Source organism: Aliidiomarina sanyensis, assembly GCF_003987175.1.
Lineage (GTDB): Bacteria > Pseudomonadota > Gammaproteobacteria > Enterobacterales > Alteromonadaceae > Aliidiomarina > Aliidiomarina sanyensis.
In genome coordinates this window covers 29,295-48,339 of the sequence record NZ_PIPM01000001.1, presented here as the reverse complement: position 1 = coordinate 48,339, position 19,045 = coordinate 29,295, and the positions used below count along the sequence as shown (strand labels likewise).

Below are 19,045 nucleotides of genomic sequence, written 5' to 3'. Positions count from 1 at the left end.
GTTAGACATCCTGTGTTGATTTATATTTACGTAGCTCTTGGCGCAACACCATCGCTTGATGCACTTCATCTGGGCCATCGGCAAGGCGCAACGCGCGTGCGACTGCATAAAAAGCAGTGAAGGGATAATCGTGGCTCAACCCACCGCCGCCATGCATTTGGATTGCATCGTCTACAACGCTCTGAAGCACAGTCGGAACCACGGCTTTGATGCCAGCAATCTCACTCGCCGCAGCGCGCACCCCGTGACTATCGATAACACCTGCCGTATACAACGTATACAAGCGCGCTTGATCAATGGCCATCCGATGTTTCGCGATGCGCGTTCCATTGTCACCGAGCTTGATCAGCGGCTTCCCAAAAGCGATCCGTGATGTCGCTCGTTGAATCATCAGTTCCAAGCAACGCTCGGCAGCTCCTAATGCACGCATACAATGATGAATACGACCCGGACCCAAGCGTCCTTGGGCAATCGCAAATCCTGCACCCAATCGTCCAATTACGTAGCTCTTGGGGACACGAACTTCATCGAAAATGACTTCGCCGTGGCCATAAGGCGCATCGTAGTCTCCGAATACAGGTAACATCCGCGCAATGGTTACGCCGGGGGCATCAAGGGGGACGAGAACCATCGAATGGCGCGCGTGACGATCTGCTTCAGGATCGGTAAGCCCCATAACAATCGCAACTTTTGCATTTGGGTGGCCCAACCCGGTAGTCCACCATTTACGTCCGGAAACAATCACATCATCGCCATCGGCAACGATGCGCGTTTCCATGTTCGTCGCGTCGGATGAGGCTACATCGGGTTCCGTCATGGCGAAAACCGAACGAATCTCGCCGTTGAGTAGCGGGGTAAGCCACATTTTACGTTGTTGATCGGTTCCGTAGTGATATAACACTTCCATGTTCCCAGTATCGGGTGCATTGCAGTTGAAAACTTCAGGGGCAATGATCGAGCGACCCATTTGCTCTGCAAGCGGCGCATAGTCTAATGTGCTTAATCCTTGTGCCAGACGGCTATCTGGTAAAAAAAGATTCCACAAACCGTCTGCTTTCGCTTGTGCCTTCAGCGTCTCGATCACCGCAGGAACTTTCCATTCCTGCCAACGACCATGCCCTTGGCTTGTATGCATAGCTTGCAACACTTCATGCTCAATTGGCTCGATATGCTCAGCCATAAAAGCTTTTACGCGCCCTAAATATTGCTGTGCGAGTTCTGAACGTCCAAACATACCCAATCCCTTAAAAAAAGAAGTTGGCTCATCCTACGAAGTTTCCTAAGATGAATGAAGTGAAATTTAATCAGCTAATAACATGAACAATATTCATTTAAAGACCGATTTAAATCTACTTCGGGTGCTTGTGGCCATTTATCGGGAGCGTCAACTCGCTCGGGCCGCTGCGTCACTCGCTTTAACACCCTCCGCTATTAGTCATGCACTGCGGCGCCTTCGAGAACAATTCAACGACCCACTATTTCTGCGAAGTGGGCGTCAGCTTCGTCCAACGCCCATGTGCGACAAACTTGCCCCTGAAGTGCACGAACTACTACTCCGAATGCAGGGCCTGATTGAGCGCGGAAAGTCATTTGTCCCGCATGAGACACGGCGCGTCTTTCGGCTTGGTATCCCTGAAGCAATCGAGCCTGAGCTTTTTCCAAGACTCTACACGCGTCTTGCAAATGCGGCACCACATGCTCGATTTGAAAGTATCGCCGTTCCACACAGCCAACTCAGTGAGCATCTATTAAATCGAATCGTGGATGTTGCGATTGATGTAGCCCTTCCGATTGGAGGACCTATCCATCAAAGACCCCTTTCGCGGGAGCCTTTTGTGGTTCTGGGACGTCGCAATGGGCTTTCAACGCTAACGAGCGGCCGTTATTTGAGCGCCCGACATATTGTCGTCTCCTCACGACCGCGCGGCACGGCTCTCGAAGACTATCTATTGCGTGAGCTTGGGATCGAACGACGACTGGGGAGCAGGGTGCAAAGCTATCAAACTGCTGGGCAGTTAGTCGCAAGTACCGATGACTTACTGACGCTTCCAAAGTCGATAGCGGCACGCCTCGTTAATCAGTTCTCAGTCGAACTTTGGGAGACGCCATTTGACCTAACACCTACTCGGCTTCAAATCTATTGGCACGACGCCCATGCGCAGGATCCAGGCACAGAATGGCTACGCAACGTAATCAGTGGTGTGAATCATGTTGAAAATGGAAGCTAAATCACTCCCTGCGCTATGATCCGCGAGAAAGAAAAAACCGCGGGCCAAAGGCGCCGCGGTAAAACGTACGAGGGAAAATACGCCCTCTTGTGGCTACCTAACTTGCGCTCTAGTGAGCGTGACCGTGGCTTTCAGTAAAGCCAAGCCAAGTGACAGCAGCCGGGGAGAAATCAAGAGCCCAACGATCTTCAATCACGCCATCATGCAAATCGACGACCAGCACTTCACGGCCGGCAGGATCCGCAATAAATGCGTCATGGTTTACCGGGCTGAAGGCCATACTTGGCGCTTGTTCGCCGACTTCGTCAAGCACATGCATTACACTTTGGATTTCATAGTGATCAGTGCGGAAGCGAACGATCGTCAAATGACCCGTGCTATCGAGAATTGCGAAACGATTTCCACTGAAATTGAATCCTGCAGAAATGATCGTTGCTTCCGAATTCTCTTCACCACGCCATTCAACGCTGTGCATATCATTCGCTTCGATGTGCAACCAGTACAGCGCCTGACCTGCTCGACCCACAAAGTTCTGCGTCGTGTCATGAGCATAGAGCGTGCCAATGCGGGTCCCCGCATCGGTGATACTTGCGACATTCGGCAACTTAGTTGCCTCATATCCGTCATCGCCCGCTTGAATAACCAAGACTCCATCGGCGCAGCCAAAGGTCACATACAGTTGGGTAATCGCACTGCCATGCAAGCGTGAGCAAGGTTCTTCAAACCGTTGAACAAAGTCAAAGTGACTTCCGTGGCGCTCATACTGCTCAACGAAGTCAGGTAACACACCCTCTGCGTCTGCACTTCGATAGCTTACAAATAAATCATGCCCACGAATTTCGGCGGCTCCATGCTGATTGCGCTCAAGCTCGAGAGTCGCCAACACACGGCCTTCGCTTAAGCTATGATCACTCAGTGCATCGACTTTTGCTGCAACGCCAGGTACACCATCGAAAAAGACCGCACCACGGTTTTCGAACCAGTCATAATGGGTCGGCAATTCACCAAACAATTGGAAATCAAGTAATGACGGATCATGTTCATGGGTATGTCCGTGGTCACCGTGGTCCTCGGTTTCGTACCCACTATCGATAAAGCGAACCACCCCGTCATTTCGCTCAATTGCAATGGCGAAACGATAGCCTGGGCTCGGATAAATACGGGCCGCCGGGTTTGTAAGGTGAAAATCAGCAATGATCTCTTCATCGTGAAGATCAAGCACATATGCATGATCCGAATCAAACGAGGTCATGACTAAGCGACCTGAACGGTCACCGTGATCGTGGTCGTGGTCGTGATCGTGGTCATGACCATGATCGTCACCGGTTGGCGGATTAATCAATTGAACCTCTAGATTCTCTCCGCAGGCTGAAAGGGCCAAAGCAGCGGTCACTGCGAGCACAATAGATTTGATTGCCGGAAGTGTATTTGACTTCATTGTTATGTACCCATCATTCAGGTTGGTTGTCATTGGAATACAACGTTCAATGGCGAACGCAATACATGCCGAATCGTTATGTTATAAGATAACAGTTCTAATAACAAATAAAATTCCAAGACGTATGATCTTTGTCGTCATGATTTGTCTACATTTTGAACTATAATCAAGACCCTCGGGCGTTCTACATCTGTTTGGCAGGCGTCTCGTTTTTATGTTCTTTTCTATTCAACGGGGATGGGGTGGATATGTGGACACTGGTTAAGATCACGCTCGGTCGCTTGCCGGTATGGCTAGTCGCGACTACGTTCATCCTTGCAAGTTGTGTTCCCATTCAACAGGAAGTGGTCGTGGTTCCACAAACCACAGGCTCGGTTTGGGACGCTCACACCGGTGATGCAGTAAGTCAAGTAACCTTACGTGCACGCACAGAGAACGATGAGTTTTACCCTTCACCGCCCCTCACGAGCGATACTCCAGGGCAATTTTCGATTCCGCTTTGGGAAGAGGAACGCACCACATGGCGTCTTCCGACCGTTGGAGGAAGCTATCGGAGTGGCTATGTCCTCGAAGTCTCACACGCGGACTTTATGAATGGATATATGCTAATCGCATTTATTCACCCTTTTCAGCGTCAAACAGACGGCTACCCTGTACTCATGTATCGGGAATACACACCGCTGCCAGACCTCTTAGAAGCGTGCACACTTCGGCCTGCAACGCGTCATGCGTGGACACTTGCGTCGGATTTGAATCGTCTTGCCCGCGAAGATTGGTTCAATGCGCTCTTCATCAGCTTCGGCGCAGAAATCTATATGATTGAGGAATATTTGGATTCAGAACTTAATCATTTTTATCGGAGCTGTGGAATCTCAGGAGAGGAGCAGCTCGCCATTCAGCGAACGTATCGCTCAGCGATCGAACTGCTGATTCAAAATGAAGCTTACCTCAGAACTCCAAATGCTCGACGTCAGGGTTTTTAGCCTGACGTCCTCGCACTTTTGCATCCCTTGTCTCTTGAATAAACAGACTGCCGGCACACAATCGGCATTCGCCAGCGTCTTCATTTGCCGCCCGCGCGCCCTCCACATAACGGACACGATGTGATGCAGCGCCTCGATTACTTGAGAACTGATAAATCCGGTCACGCATAGGACCTCCTTATATTAGATTTGATTAATATATCAGTCCTGACCTAACGTCGCAACCCTTAACAAAAAAGGCGCTCCGAAGAGCGCCTTTCATTCTATTAAAGCAAGATGATTACCAACCGGTTTTCTCGCGCAGTGCCTTGCCGATATCCGCTAAGCTACGCACTGTTTTCACACCAGCAGCTTCAAGTGCAGCGAACTTCTCATCAGCTGTTCCTTTACCACCTGAGATAATCGCGCCTGCGTGACCCATCCGCTTTCCTGGAGGAGCAGTCACGCCCGCAATGTAAGAGACAACTGGCTTGGTCACATTGTTTTTAATGTACTCAGCAGCTTCTTCTTCAGCGGTCCCGCCGATCTCACCGATCATGACAATCGCTTCGGTTTCAGGATCTTTTTCGAACAACGCAAGGATGTCGATAAAGTTTGAGCCTGGAATCGGGTCACCACCGATACCTACGCATGTTGATTGACCAAAGCCCTCATCGGTAGTCTGCTTGACCGCTTCGTACGTCAACGTGCCTGAGCGCGAGACGATACCGACCTTACCTTTCTTGTGGATGTGGCCTGGCATAATACCAATCTTACATTCGTCTGGCGTGATCACACCTGGACAGTTTGGACCGATCATCCGCACGCCTTTGTGCGTCAGATATTCTTTTACATACAGCATATCCAAGGTCGGAATGCCTTCTGTGATACACACAATCAGCTCAATTCCTGCGTCTGCAGCTTCGATAATTGAATCTTTACAGAAAGGTGCTGGGACGTAAATGACCGATGCTGTTGCGCCAGTTTGCGCAACCGCTTCTTTCACCGTGTTAAATACTGGCAAACCAAGATGGGTTTGACCACCTTTACCAGGCGTCACACCACCAACCATCTTCGTACCATAGGCGATTGCTTGCTCAGAGTGGAAGGTACCCTGACCACCGGTAAAGCCTTGGCAGATTACTTTGGTATTTTTATCAATCAAGATAGACATTATTTACCTCCGGCTGCAGCAACAACTTTCTGTGCTGCGTCTGTCAAGCTGGTCGCTGCTTCGATATTCAAGCCACTCTCGGCCAATTTCTTCGCACCCAGTTCTGCATTGTTTCCTTCGAGGCGAACAACGACAGGTACTTTGACGCCAACTTCCTCTACTGCACCGATAATCCCCTCTGCGATCATGTCGCAGCGAACGATACCGCCGAAGATATTTACGAAAACCGCTTTCACATTCTCGTCTGAAAGAATGATTTTGAACGCTTCGGTCACACGCTCTTTGGTTGCACCGCCACCAACGTCGAGGAAGTTTGCCGGTTCACCACCGCTCAACTTCACGATGTCCATCGTGCCCATTGCCAGACCTGCACCATTGACCATACAGCCAATGTTTCCGTCTAACGCAACGTAGTTCAACTCAAACTTCGCTGCATGAGCTTCCCGTGCGTCTTCTTGTGAAGGGTCATGCATTTCTTTGATCTTCGGCTGACGATACATCGCGTTGCTATCGATGTTGATCTTACCATCCAAGCAGTGCAAGTTGCCTTCGTCTGTGATGACCAGCGGGTTGATTTCCAGCAATGCAAAATCATACTGTTCGAACATCTTCGCAAGGCCCAAGAAGATCTTCGTGAACTGCTTTACTTGCTCCGGATTGAGACCCAATTGGAATGCCAGATCGCGGCCTTGGAAAGGCTGTGGGCCGACCGTTGGATCGATGATCGCTTTTAGAATTTTCTCAGGTGTTTCTTCTGCAACTTTTTCGATTTCAACACCGCCTTCGGTCGATGCCATAAATACGATTTTACGTGTTGCACGGTCAACAACGGCACCAAGATAAAGCTCTTTATCGATATCAGTGCAGCTTTCGACCAAAATCTTTGCAACCGGCTGACCATTCGCGTCGGTTTGGTAGGTCACGAGATTTTTGCCTACCCAGTTTTCGGCAAATGCACGGACTTCATCAAGGCTACTGACGAGTTTCACACCGCCAGCTTTGCCGCGGCCACCTGCGTGAACCTGACACTTAACTACCCATTTGTCGCCACCAATTTTCTTGGCCGCTTCGACAGCTTCCTCAGGTGTGTCAACCGCGAATCCTTCAGATACCGGTAGACCAAACTCTCTGAAAAGCTGTTTTGCTTGATACTCATGCAAATTCATGATGCTTATTCCGTTTGTTCATTCAAAACGAAAGCAGCGAAACGCTGCTTACCCGAATTTTCGCGCGCAATTATACGTACTTTACCGCGCAAATGACAGCGGCAGCAGACCCCTGCTGCCGCAATACTGTTAGATGTCGAGCAACAGACGTTGCGGATCTTCCAGCAGGTTTTTCACGGTGACCAAGAAGCCGACCGACTCTTTGCCATCGATGATGCGGTGATCATACGAAAGCGCAAGATACATCATAGGCAGAATTTCTACCTTCCCATCGACCGCCATCGGGCGGTCTTGGATTTTGTGCATGCCAAGAATCGCACTTTGTGGTGGATTCAGGATAGGCGTCGATAGCAAGGAGCCAAATACACCGCCATTGGTGATGGTGAAGTTACCACCTTGCATTTCATCCAAGGTAAGCTTCCCATCACGCCCTTTGATTGCGAGGTCACGAATACCCTGTTCGATTTCTGCCAAACTCAATTTGTCGCAATCACGAAGTACCGGTGTCACCAACCCACGAGGCGTTGATACCGCAATGCTGACATCGAAGTAATTGTGATACACGATGTCATCTCCGTCGATCGACGCATTTACCTCTGGGAAGCGTTTCAGTGCTTCCACAACCGCTTTCACATAGAACGACATAAAGCCCAATCGAATTCCATGACGATCTTCGAATTCTTTTTGGTACGTTTTACGCAGATCCATGATTGGCTTCATGTTCACCTCATTGAAGGTGGTTAACATGGCCGTTGAATTCTTTGCCTCGAGCAACCGTTTCGCGATGGTCTTGCGCAAACGCGTCATAGGAACCCGCTTCTGGGTGCGGTCGCCGCTGACGGCCGGCTGTCCAGAAGATTTGCTTTCTTGCTTCTCTGAAGAAGATTTGTCGTTCGCTGACTTCATGTGTTTCTCTACATCTTCCTTCGTGATGCGACCGTCTTTTCCGGTTCCCTTCACATCACTTGCTTTAATATCGTGTTCGGCCAGTAAACGACGCACCGATGGGCTCACGGCATCAGAGTCTTTGTCAGACCCTTCGTCATCAGCACTCTCTTCCTTTGTGTCCTCAGACGATGCTTTCACACTTCCGCTCGCCCCTTTTGTGATTTTGCCAATCACTTCTTTCGCACCCACATTCGCGCCCTCATCGTGAATGATTTCAGCGAGCACGCCGTCGGCTTCCGCGACCACCTCAAGGACGACTTTGTCTGTTTCGATATCAACCAAGTTCTGATCCCGAGCAACCTGATCACCGGCTTTTACATGCCACGTTGCGATCGTTGCTTCAGACACAGATTCGGGCAATTCAGGTACTTTGACCTCAATGCTTTCGCCACTCTCTTCATCAGACTTAGACGATTTTTTCTCAGACGCACCGTCATCTTTCTTGTCGGCTTTCTTTTCGTCTTTGCTCTCGTCTTTTTTATCGTCTTTCTTATCGTCTTTGCTGGCTTCTTTCTTGTCGGCTTTTGCGTCCGATTTACCATCACCTTCTTCAATTGAGCCGATGACTTCTTGGCTTTTCACGGTCGCGCCTTCTTCGGCACTAATTTTGCCGATTACTCCATCTGCCTCAGCAACCACTTCAAGCACGACTTTGTCGGTTTCGATATCCACCAGGTTCTGGTCACGCGTCACTTTATCGCCTTCCTTGACATGCCAAGTCGCGATAGTGCCATCCGCTACGGATTCTGGTAATTCGGGTACTTTGATTTCAATCGCCATGATTTCGTCTCACCTGTTAAATACTGAGTGCTTCGTTCACGAGTTTCTCTTGTTGTTCCTTATGCACCGAGGCATATCCCACTGCCGGAGATGATGAAGCGGCACGGCCAGCGTAACTAAGCTTCGCTCCGTCTGGAATGGCAGCATGGAAATGGTGCTGGCTGCAATACCAGGCGCCTTGATTCTGTGGTTCTTCCTGACACCAAACAAAATCTTTCACGTGCTGATACTCTTTCAGCACTTCGGCCATTTCTTCATGAGGGAATGGATACAACTGCTCAATACGGATAATCGCCACATTATCCAGTTCGCGCTCGCGGCGAGCCGCTAGCAAGTCGTAGTAGACTTTACCACTACAGAAGACCACACGTTTTACTTTTTTCGGATTGATCTTATCGATTTCTCCGATAACGTTGTGGAATTTACCATCAGCCAGATCCTCCAAAGAGCTTACTGCGTCCGCATGACGCAAAAGTGACTTCGGAGTCATCACAATCAACGGTCGACGCACAGGGCGCAATTGTTGACGGCGGATCATGTTAAATACTTGGGCTGGTGTGCTTGGCACACAAACGGACCAGTTGTGGTCTGCCGAAAGCTGCAAGAAGCGCTCCAACCGAGCAGAACTGTGTTCCGGACCTTGTCCCTCATAGCCGTGGGGCAAAAGCAATGTAAGGCCACAGAGACGCCCCCACTTTTGCTCGCCTGAGCTCAGGAATTGGTCAATCACCACTTGAGCACCGTTCGCAAAGTCACCAAACTGCGCTTCCCAAATGACTAAGGTGTTCGGTTCCGCAGTCGCATAACCGTACTCGAACGCCATGACGGCCTCTTCTGAAAGCACGGAGTCGTAAATCTCGATCGGCGCTTGCTTTTCATCGATCTTAGTCAACGGTAGGAAGGTTGCCGCATCTTTTTGATTATGCAGCACAGCATGCCGGTGGAAGAAGGTTCCACGCCCGCAATCCTGTCCAGTCATCCGAATTCTTGCTCCGGATTTCACCAAGGAGGCATAAGCCAGTGTTTCTGCCATTCCCCAGTCGAGCGCGCGATCGCCTTTAGCCATTTTGACGCGCTCTTCGTAGACCTTCGCAACCCGCGAGTTCAGTTTGAATCCGGCCGGGATAGCGGTGACCTTGTGTCCGAGGTCTTTTAATTCATCGACCGTAATTTTGGAATCGTAGGCCACGTCCCAATCGTTATCGATGTACGGCGACCAATCAACCGAATGCGCTTCCATCGGACGCCACTCGTCAACCACGCACTCACCATGATCCAGTGCATCACGATAGTCCGACATCAAGCCTTTGACATCATCCTCTTCCACGATCTTCTCTTCGATCAAACGCTTCGCGTAGATCTCACGTGGAACGGGATGCTTCTTGATCTTTTGATACATCAGTGGTTGAGTCGCATTCGGCTCATCCGCCTCGTTGTGACCATGACGACGGTAACACACGAGGTCAATCACCACATCGCGTTTGAAGGTATTGCGATAATCCACAGCAAGCTGAGAAACAAACAATACGGCTTCTGGATCGTCTGCGTTGACATGGAAAATAGGCGCCTGGACCATTTTTGCAATGTCCGTACAGTACTGTGTTGAGCGCGCATCCTCTTGCTTCGAAGTGGTAAAACCGACTTGGTTGTTGACCACAATCCGAATGCTTCCGCCCACACCATAGGCACGTGTTTTCGACAAGTTAAAGGTTTCTTGGACGACACCTTGCCCAGCAATTGCTGCATCACCATGAATGGTGATCGGGAGTGCTTTGCTGCCATCTTTGCAACCGCGACGATCCATTCGTGCGCGCACGGATCCCATCACGACTGGGTTGACGATTTCAAGGTGCGACGGGTTAAATGCCAATGCGAGGTGAACATTTCCGCCTTCCGTTTCGAAGTCAGAACTGAACCCCATGTGATACTTCACATCACCGGCTTTATCCGTCGTGTTTTTACCCGCAAACTCATCAAATAATTCTTTGGGTTTCTTACCAAGGACGTTAATTAAAACGTTTAAGCGCCCACGGTGCGCCATCCCAATAACGACCTCTTTGGCCCCATGAACACCCGCACGACGAATCAATGATTTGATCAATGGAACGAGGGCATCACCACCTTCGAGGGAGAACCGCTTCGCACCTGGGAACTTGGAACCGAGGTATTTCTCAAGACCATCCGCTGCCACCAATTCTTTCAGTGCGCGTTTGCGTTCTTCCGTGCTAAATTTCGGCTTACCCAGCTGCGACTCAAGTTGCTGCTGGATCCAGCGCTTCTCATCGGTCGACACAATATGCATGTATTCAGCACCGATCGACCCGCAGTAGATGGCATCAAGTGCCTTATGAATTTCATTCAGCTTCGCTGTATCTTTGCCGATCATCAAGGAACCGACATTGAACTCGAGGTCCATGTCTTCCTTGCTGAGACCATGATAGTTCGGGTCAAGATCTGGAACCGACTCTTGTTTCCACAATCCAAGCGGATCAAGGTTGGCATGCTGATGACCACGGAAGCGATACGCATTAATTAGCTGTAATACACGCACTTGCTTTTCAGCAAGCTCTGCATTAAACGAGCCCGAGCCCGCTTGCTTCAGCTTATTTTTTGCCGCTTCACGAAATTGCTCACGAATTTCGCTGTGCTTCACATCGTAAGCACCTTGCGGCAGGGTATCGAACAGTTCTCGCCATTCTTGGCTGACTGCCGTGGGGTCGTCGAGGTACAACTCAAACAGCTCTTCGATGTAAGCTGCGTTTCCTCCCGCAAACTGAGAGGACTCAATCCAGGCTTGCATTGCGCCTTCTTGCATTGCTTTTCCTTTCACTAGTTCGGACTGCGAAAAACAGCAGATATGCGTTAATGGTCACGACTTTTTTAAAAAAATAGCCATCCGTAGCGGGATGGCTATTTGTACAACATATTCAATACTATATCAGAGACCGCCTGCTTTCGCTAAACAGCGCGGCTCAACAACATAGACTTGATGTGTCCAATAGCCTTCGTCGGGTTTAACCCTTTCGGACATACATTCACACAGTTCATGATGCCGTGACACCGGAACACACTGAACGCATCGTCCAAATCGTCAAGACGCTGCTCAGTCGCAGTATCCCGGCTATCTGCCAAGAATCGATAAGCATGAAGCAATCCCGCAGGACCGACAAACTTATCTGGATTCCACCAGAACGAAGGGCATGATGTTGAACAACAAGCACACAGAATACATTCGTATAGACCGTCTAATTTTGCCCGCTCTTCTGGGCTCTGCAGACGCTCCCGCGCCGGTGGCGTTTTTTCGTCATTAATCAGATACGGTTTTACTTTCTCGTACTGCTTATAGAACTGCGTCATATCGACAATCAGGTCGCGCATAACGGGCAAGCCAGGAAGCGGACGAATGACAATCTTGTTTGACTTTAACGAAGACAAGTTGGTGATACACGCCAACCCATTTTTCCCGTTCATATTTAAGCCGTCAGACCCACATACACCCTCACGACACGAACGACGGAACGCCAGAGACGGATCCTGCTCTTCTTTAATCTTAATGAGCGCTTCAAGCACCATCAGGTCTTGGTTATCTTCAAGCTCGAGCGTGTAATCTTGCATCCGCGGCTTGGTATCGACCTCTGGATTGTAGCGATAAATCGAAAAGGTAAGTTTTTTCATCGTACAAACCTCTTAATAAGTACGTGCTTTCGGAGGGAACGCTTCACGCAACTTCGGCGCCATGTTCACTTCCCGCTTCACCATGCTCTCATCTTCCGGACGATACACAGTGTGACATAACCAGCTCTCGTCATCCCGATCAGGGAAGTCGGCACGGCTATGAGCGCCACGGCTTTCTTGACGGAACGATGCAGAAACTGCTGTTGAGTAAGCGGTCTCCATCAAATTGTCCAACTCGAGGCATTCAACACGCGCGGTGTTGAAATCCTGACTCGTGTCATCCAATCGCGCATGCTTCAGACGCTCACGAATCTCACGGAGCTCTTTCAAGCCCTGTTCCATCGCTTCCCCTTCACGGAAGACCGAGAAATTCAGCTGCATACACTTCTGCAGATCCTTCCGAATCTGATACGGGTCTTCACCTTTCTGGGTGCTATTCCAGCGATTTAATCGGCTTAACGCGGCATCGACGTCGCTGTCTGATGCGGCACGCGACTCGGTTGTTGCCGCTAGTGCATCACCTAAGTGCAGACCCGTCGCCCGTCCGAATACAACCAAGTCAAGCAGTGAGTTTCCACCCAAGCGATTAGCACCGTGAACAGACACACAAGCAATCTCACCGCAGGCAAAGAGTCCTTGAATAGGTGTTACATTACCTTTTGCATCGACTTGGAGACACTGACCGTTTACGTCGGTTGGAATACCGCCCATCATGTAGTGACAGGTTGGAATCACAGGAATCGGTTCTTCCGCTGGGTCGACATGGGCAAAGGTTTTCGCCAGATCACAGACACCCGGCAGACGCGCTTCTAAGGTCTCGCGGCCCAAGTGGTCGAGTTTCAATTTAATGTGAGTACCCCAAGGGCCTTCACACCCTCGGCCTTCACGAATTTCAGTCATCATGGCACGGGCCACAACGTCACGTCCTGCGAGGTCTTTAGCGTTCGGAGCATAACGCTCCATAAAGCGCTCGCCGTCCTTATTCAACAGATATCCACCTTCCCCGCGGCACCCTTCGGTCACCAAGGAGCCTGCACCAGCAATCCCCGTTGGGTGGAACTGCCACATTTCCATATCTTGGACTGGGGCTCCCGCACGCAATGCCATCCCAACGCCATCACCCGTATTAATGTGTGCGTTGGTGGTTGACGCATAAATACGCCCTGCTCCACCCGTCGCAAGCACAACTGCTTTCGCGCGAATGTGATAGATTTCGCCGGTTTCAATCTCTAATGCGGTGACGCCGGTCACAACACCATCTTGATTCTTAACGAGATCAAGCGCGTACCACTCAGAAAGGACGGTTGTTTTATTCTTCACGTTTTGTTGATAAAGCAAATGCAGCAGGGCATGACCGGTTCGGTCTGCTGCCGCTGCGGTCCGCGCCGCCTGCTCACCACCAAAATTCTTTGACTGTCCACCAAACGGACGCTGGTACACTTTTCCGTTCTCGAAACGAGAGAAAGGCAAGCCCATGTTCTCAAGTTCCAAAATGGCTTCTGGCCCGGTCTTACACATGTATTCAATCGCGTCTTGGTCTCCGATATAGTCAGAGCCTTTCACCGTATCGAACATGTGCCATTCCCAGTTGTCATCGTGCGCATTTCCCAGTGCAACGGTTATACCGCCCTGCGCTGAAACCGTATGAGAACGGGTAGGAAATACTTTTGACATCAGCGCACAGCTCATCCCGTTTTGTGAGATTTGCAATGCAGCGCGCATACCTGCACCACCCGCACCGATAACGACTACATCAAACTGTAGTTCTTTCAAGTTGCTCACTTAGACACCCCACAAAACAAATAAGCCGGTGAACCAGTAGACGAACAAGGCGATCACAACCACGTATTGAATTGCACCGCGCAACAGTGAATTCTTCACGTAGTCGGTAAGCACTTGCCAAATGCCAATCCATGCGTGGATTAGGAGTCCAGTTAGCGCTAGCAACGTATATATTTTCACCCCGATGTGGCCAAAGAAGCCCACCCAGTCGGCATAACTGACGCCTGGGTTACATACCAACCAGGCAATCAAAAAGACGGCGTATGATGCCAAAATAAGTGCACTTGCGCGCAGCAGAATGTAGTCGTGCGTACCGCTACGACCGAATGTAGAAGCAATTTTTACCATAACCAAACCCCTGCTAAGACGGCTAGAATGACAGCCAACACGATGGTAACCACCGCACTGGTATTCCCCGACTCAAGCTCTTCCCAGAAGCCCAAATCCATCACCATGTGACGCAAACCGGCAAGCAAGTGGTAACCCATTGCTGTGAGGAAGCCCCAGATGACAAACTTTAGGACGGGGTTTGCTAAAATATTTTGCGCTTGAACGAACCCTTCGTAAGAACGAAGCGATAGCGCGAGCAACCAGACCAAAAGGCCAACGAGAACCAACATAATAACGCCGGAAACCCGGTGTAAAATGGAGGCGATTGCAGAAGGTGGAAAGCTGATTGTGGTCAGCTCCAGGTTAACAGGTCTTTGTTTTTTCACAACTGTTGCCTTATCTGAAAACGCTGTTGAAATCAGTGCGCCCAAGTATATCGGGCACAGTTTACAATTACAATTACTGACATCGGCAAAATAAGGTTTAGATTGCCAGGTCCCATCAGTCGTTACAGCCCTGTAAATGAACGGCTTGCAACCTCAATAGAACTATAACAATTAGACTAAAGTCGTAGCAAAAAAGAGGTAGGCATCCAAACAACTACCGTTTACGTTAAATTGACAGATCACCCCAAGATCAAGTACAAATAGCGCACTTTTTTGACCTAAGACGCACAGAATACAAGGAGATATCCATGGCTGAGCGTAAAGCCACTCTTCAAATCGATGGCAATAGTATCGAGCTGCCGGTGCTTTCAGGCACCGCCGGTCACGATGTAATTGATGTACGGACCCTTGGCAAGCACGGCTACTTCACGTTTGACCCTGGCTTCCTCGCCACTGGCTCATGTGAGTCGAAAATCACCTACATTGACGGCGATAACGGTGTACTTTTACACCGCGGTTACCCAATTGAGCAGTTAGCCACCGAGGCAGACTATCTCGAAGTTTGCTACATGCTGATTCATGGTGAGGCCCCATCTGCTGAGGAATATCAGAAATTTAAGAAAACCATCACCAAGCACACGATGGTGCATCAGGGGATTCATGAGTTTTTTGGCGGATTCCGCCGTGACGCCCACCCGATGGCCATGTTGTGCGCTGTAACCGGTGCCCTCTCCTCGTTCTATCATGACGATTTAAACATCGCAGATCCCGAGCAGCGCGCTCGCAGTGCTTATCGCCTTGTGGCGAAAATGCCAACCATTGCGGCCATGTGCTACAAGCATAACATCGGGCAACCCTTTGTTTATCCACAAAACAACCTAAGCTACACGGAAAACTTCCTGAACATGATGTTCTCGGTTCCTGCGGAAGAATACAAAGTGAGTCCCGTTGTTGCACGCGCAATGGATCGGATCTTCACCTTGCACGCGGACCATGAGCAAAATGCATCGACCTCCACGGTTCGGTTAGCAGGCTCTTCAGGCGCAAACCCATACGCATGTATTGCGGCTGGTGTCGCATCACTTTGGGGCCCAGCACACGGCGGCGCAAACGAAGCCTGCTTGAAGATGCTCGCGGAAATCGGTTCGGTTGATCGGATCCCTGAGTACATCGCAAAAGCGAAAGATAAAAACGATCCATTCCGTCTGATGGGCTTTGGTCATCGGGTCTACAAGAACTTCGATCCACGCGCGAAAGTCATGCGCGAGACCTGTCATGAAGTCCTATCAGAACTCAACATCAAAGATCCACTCCTTGACGTTGCAATGGAATTAGAGCGGATTGCCCTTGAGGATGAGTACTTCGTAGAGAAGAAACTGTATCCGAATGTGGATTTCTACTCGGGAATTATCTTGAAAGCGATCGGTATCCCGACCAACATGTTCACGGTGATTTTCGCATTGTCACGGACAGTCGGTTGGATCTCCCATTGGCATGAGATGCTGAGTGAACCAAGCCAGAAAATTGGCCGTCCGCGCCAATTATACACCGGCGAAGCACAACGCAAATTTAAGCCTATTGCGAAGTAAAGCACCATGATACGAAAAGCCGCTCACTGAGAGCGGCTTTTTTCATGCCTTTAATCGGCTTAGTCACCTTTCTCTTGGCTTGTCTTGACCATAATCAAATGTCATCATGGCGAACTATAACGTTTCAGATCAGAATAGGGCAAAACTTGGCCTGTCATGATCTTCGAATGAGACTTTTATGCCATTAACCCTGCATCGCCCATTACCAATCATCTCGCAATTACAGCAAGAAGGTTTGCCCGTGCGCTGCGATCCGAATCATCGCGGCGTGTTGAAAATAGGCTTTCTAAATTTAATGCCTGAAAAGGAAGTTGCTGAACGGCATTGGTTACGTCTGTTGGCACAGACGAAATTCGATCTGGAACTTCATTGTCTCAAGCTAAAGCAATGGAAATCAAAAACCCGTCAAGCCCATCTCGATCGGTATTACCAAGATTGGGATGCACGGGATGACCTCGATGCATTAATTATCACGGGCGCGCCGCTTGGCACGCGCGATTACGACGAGGTTAGCTACTGGCAAGAGCTCCGCCACATCTTTGATGACGCAATCCTGAGCTACGCAAGTGTGATGTATTTGTGCTGGGCAGCAAATGCTGCCTTCTATCATCATTATGGTATCCCGCGCGTGCAGCGTGCGAAGAAAATTAGTGGGTTGTACGAACATCGGATTTTACGAAAACATCCGATTATCGAGGGGATTCCGCGGGACATCCGAGTCCCCCATTCGCGCAACGCAGAAGCACGACAAAATCAGATGTACGCACATCCTGAATTGCGTGTGCTGATGGACTCACGCCGCGCGGGTGCTTTTGTGACCATTGATCCGATTCGCAAGCGATTGTTTGTCCTCGGTCATCCTGAATATGAAGCCGACACCTTACATCGCGAATTTCAACGAGATGTGTCCAGAGGGTTGAGTCCAAACGAACCTGAATTCTATTATTTGGAAACCGATGATGAATCGGAGGGAGTCGAGAGAGAACATCCCCCGCAGGCTGATTGGCAAGCCCACGGGGTTCGTCTGTTAGAAAACTGGCTTGAGACCTGGGTTCGCTAATCACCGAGTTTTGTTAAGCGACACGCAAGGCCTTATGAGCGACAGCAAGCGCCTGATCGAGATCGGCGATAATGTCATCAATATGCTCAATTCCAACCGACAAACGAACAAGATCTTCGCTGACACCGGCTCGCCCCAATTCCTCCGGCGATAGCTGCCGATGTGTGGTGGATGCCGGATGACACGCCAAGGACTTGGCATCCCCAATATTGACCAAGCGCAAGAAAAGCTTGAGCGCATCAATGAACTGGGTGGCCGCCTCTTTTCCGCCTTTGATACCAAAACTCAATATCCCCGAGCCCTGTCCTGCAGTGATTTTTTGCGCCAAACCATGATACTTATCGGTCGGAAGTCCAGCATACTGAACCCAACTGACGTCTGGGTGGGCAGATAAATATTCAGCGACTTTCAACGCATTTGCACAGTGACGTTCAACGCGCAATGCAAGGGTCTCAAGGCCTTGCAAAATATTGAAGGCACTTTGCGCTGCCAATGACGCACCCGTATTACGCAGCGGAACCACACGACAACGTCCAATAAATGCCGCCGGTCCGAGTGCTTCGGTGTACACCACGCCATGGTAGGAGGGATCCGGCTGATTCAGTTGCGGATAACGCTCGGGCTGCGCTGACCAATCGAACGTTCCACTATCAATAATAATCCCTCCCACCGTGGTGCCATGACCGCCAATATACTTGGTCAACGAGTGGATCACGATATCTGCGCCAAGCTCAATAGGACGGCACAGAACAGGGGTTGCGACCGTATTATCCACCACCAGAGGGATCCCGTGTTGATGCGCGATTTTCGCAAGTTGAACCAAATCGACGACATTGCCGGCCGGATTTCCGATGGATTCACAAAACAGCAGTTTAGTTCGGCCGTCAATCAAGGCAGCAAGCCCCTCAAAATCATCTGCATCGGCAAATCTTACATCGATGCCTTGCTGGGGTAATGTGTGAGCGAAGAGGTTAAAGGTTCCGCCATATAACTTGCTGATACTGACGATATTGTCCCCTGCCGAGGCTAATGTTTGAATCGTATAGGTAATCGCAGCCATCCCAGAACCGACCGCCAAAGCACCAATCCCACCTTCAATCGCAGCAAGCCGCTCTTCAAGTACGGCATTGGTAGGATTCATAATCCGCGAGTAAATGTTTCCCTCTACCTTCAAATCAAATAAATCGGCCCCGTGTTGAGTATTCTCAAAGGTAAATGAAGTTGTTTGGTATATCGGAACTGCAGCAGCTCGGGTCGTCGCTTCTGCCGTGTAACCGTGATGTAACGCCAATGACTCTAAACGCATAATAACCTCTCTTACGATGTTTACTCTGGGAATCTACACGTTCAGACGTCTAAATGTCCATAATTAATTTAAAATTTTTTTGTATTTTTCACCAACTCAAATCGTCAATCTGACTACATTTCTTCACTGATGGGTGTAACCACCTTCTAATAAATAATTATATTCGTTATATATCAATAATTTAAATTTACTGGCACGAACTTAGCATATTCCTAGGCACG

Annotated in this window: 16 protein-coding genes; 4 read left to right on the top strand and 12 right to left on the bottom strand. The window is 49.8% G+C overall.

Annotated elements, in window-relative coordinates:
* Position 1: 1 nt before the first annotated feature.
* Positions 2 to 1,234, bottom strand: a complete 1,233-nt coding sequence (locus CWE11_RS00175; RefSeq protein ID WP_126775584.1) for an acyl-CoA dehydrogenase family protein — start codon at positions 1,232 to 1,234, stop codon at positions 2 to 4.
* 82 nt (positions 1,235 to 1,316) lie between these two features.
* On the opposite strand from CWE11_RS00175, the gene CWE11_RS00170 reads away from it, so the two are divergent.
* Positions 1,317 to 2,228 (top strand): LysR family transcriptional regulator, encoded by a 912-nt coding sequence (locus tag CWE11_RS00170; protein WP_126775583.1) that lies wholly within the window; start codon positions 1,317 to 1,319, stop codon positions 2,226 to 2,228.
* Positions 2,229 to 2,337: 109 nt separating this feature from the next.
* Here CWE11_RS00170 and CWE11_RS00165 read toward each other — a convergent pair whose 3' ends face one another.
* Positions 2,338 to 3,666 (bottom strand): YncE family protein, encoded by a 1,329-nt coding sequence (locus tag CWE11_RS00165; RefSeq protein WP_126775582.1) that lies wholly within the window; start codon positions 3,664 to 3,666, stop codon positions 2,338 to 2,340.
* A gap of 248 nt (positions 3,667 to 3,914) precedes the next feature.
* Between CWE11_RS00165 and CWE11_RS00160 the strand changes: the two genes are divergently transcribed.
* On the top strand, positions 3,915 to 4,649 hold the full coding sequence (locus CWE11_RS00160; RefSeq protein ID WP_126775581.1) for a hypothetical protein: 735 nt from the start codon (positions 3,915 to 3,917) through the stop codon (positions 4,647 to 4,649).
* On the opposite strand, the gene CWE11_RS00155 is transcribed toward CWE11_RS00160, so the two are convergent.
* From CWE11_RS00155 to sdhC, 9 genes are all read right to left on the bottom strand, one after another.
* Positions 4,615 to 4,818: a hypothetical protein gene (locus tag CWE11_RS00155; protein WP_126775580.1), complete on the bottom strand. Its 204-nt coding sequence runs from the start codon at positions 4,816 to 4,818 to the stop codon at positions 4,615 to 4,617. The genes CWE11_RS00160 and CWE11_RS00155 overlap by 35 nt on opposite strands.
* A gap of 111 nt (positions 4,819 to 4,929) precedes the next feature.
* Positions 4,930 to 5,802, bottom strand: a complete 873-nt coding sequence (gene sucD, locus CWE11_RS00150) for a succinate--CoA ligase subunit alpha (protein ID WP_126775579.1) — start codon at positions 5,800 to 5,802, stop codon at positions 4,930 to 4,932.
* A complete protein-coding gene (sucC, locus tag CWE11_RS00145) occupies positions 5,802 to 6,968 on the bottom strand; it encodes an ADP-forming succinate--CoA ligase subunit beta (protein ID WP_126775578.1) in 1,167 nt (388 codons plus the stop codon). Before sucC ends, sucD begins: the two co-directional genes overlap by 1 nt.
* Positions 6,969 to 7,097: 129 nt before the next feature.
* Positions 7,098 to 8,696 carry a 2-oxoglutarate dehydrogenase complex dihydrolipoyllysine-residue succinyltransferase gene (gene odhB / locus CWE11_RS00140; protein WP_126775577.1) on the bottom strand — a complete coding sequence of 533 codons (1,599 nt, stop codon included), beginning with the start codon at positions 8,694 to 8,696 and terminating at the stop codon, positions 7,098 to 7,100.
* 16 nt (positions 8,697 to 8,712) lie between these two features.
* Entirely contained in the window at positions 8,713 to 11,511 is a 2,799-nt protein-coding gene (locus tag CWE11_RS00135; protein ID WP_126775576.1) for a 2-oxoglutarate dehydrogenase E1 component, read from the bottom strand.
* A gap of 143 nt (positions 11,512 to 11,654) precedes the next feature.
* On the bottom strand, positions 11,655 to 12,371 hold the full coding sequence (locus CWE11_RS00130) for a succinate dehydrogenase iron-sulfur subunit (protein ID WP_126775575.1): 717 nt from the start codon (positions 12,369 to 12,371) through the stop codon (positions 11,655 to 11,657).
* 12 nt (positions 12,372 to 12,383) lie between these two features.
* Positions 12,384 to 14,144: a succinate dehydrogenase flavoprotein subunit gene (sdhA, locus tag CWE11_RS00125; protein ID WP_126775968.1), complete on the bottom strand. Its 1,761-nt coding sequence runs from the start codon at positions 14,142 to 14,144 to the stop codon at positions 12,384 to 12,386.
* A gap of 9 nt (positions 14,145 to 14,153) precedes the next feature.
* Positions 14,154 to 14,501, bottom strand: coding sequence for a succinate dehydrogenase, hydrophobic membrane anchor protein (sdhD, locus tag CWE11_RS00120; RefSeq protein WP_126775574.1), 348 nt, complete (start codon positions 14,499 to 14,501; stop codon positions 14,154 to 14,156).
* Entirely contained in the window at positions 14,495 to 14,869 is a 375-nt protein-coding gene (gene sdhC, locus CWE11_RS00115) for a succinate dehydrogenase, cytochrome b556 subunit (RefSeq protein ID WP_126775573.1), read from the bottom strand. Before sdhC ends, sdhD begins: the two co-directional genes overlap by 7 nt.
* 308 nt (positions 14,870 to 15,177) lie before the next feature.
* Between sdhC and CWE11_RS00110 the strand changes: the two genes are divergently transcribed.
* Positions 15,178 to 16,458, top strand: coding sequence for a citrate synthase (locus tag CWE11_RS00110; protein WP_126775572.1), 1,281 nt, complete (start codon positions 15,178 to 15,180; stop codon positions 16,456 to 16,458).
* Positions 16,459 to 16,636: 178 nt separating this feature from the next.
* A complete protein-coding gene (locus CWE11_RS00105) occupies positions 16,637 to 17,518 on the top strand; it encodes a homoserine O-acetyltransferase/O-succinyltransferase family protein (RefSeq protein WP_126775571.1) in 882 nt (293 codons plus the stop codon).
* Positions 17,519 to 17,531: 13 nt separating this feature from the next.
* Here the strand turns inward: CWE11_RS00105 and CWE11_RS00100 are convergent, their stop codons facing one another.
* Entirely contained in the window at positions 17,532 to 18,824 is a 1,293-nt protein-coding gene (locus CWE11_RS00100; RefSeq protein ID WP_126775570.1) for an O-acetylhomoserine aminocarboxypropyltransferase/cysteine synthase family protein, read from the bottom strand.
* Positions 18,825 to 19,045: the final 221 nt, after the last annotated feature.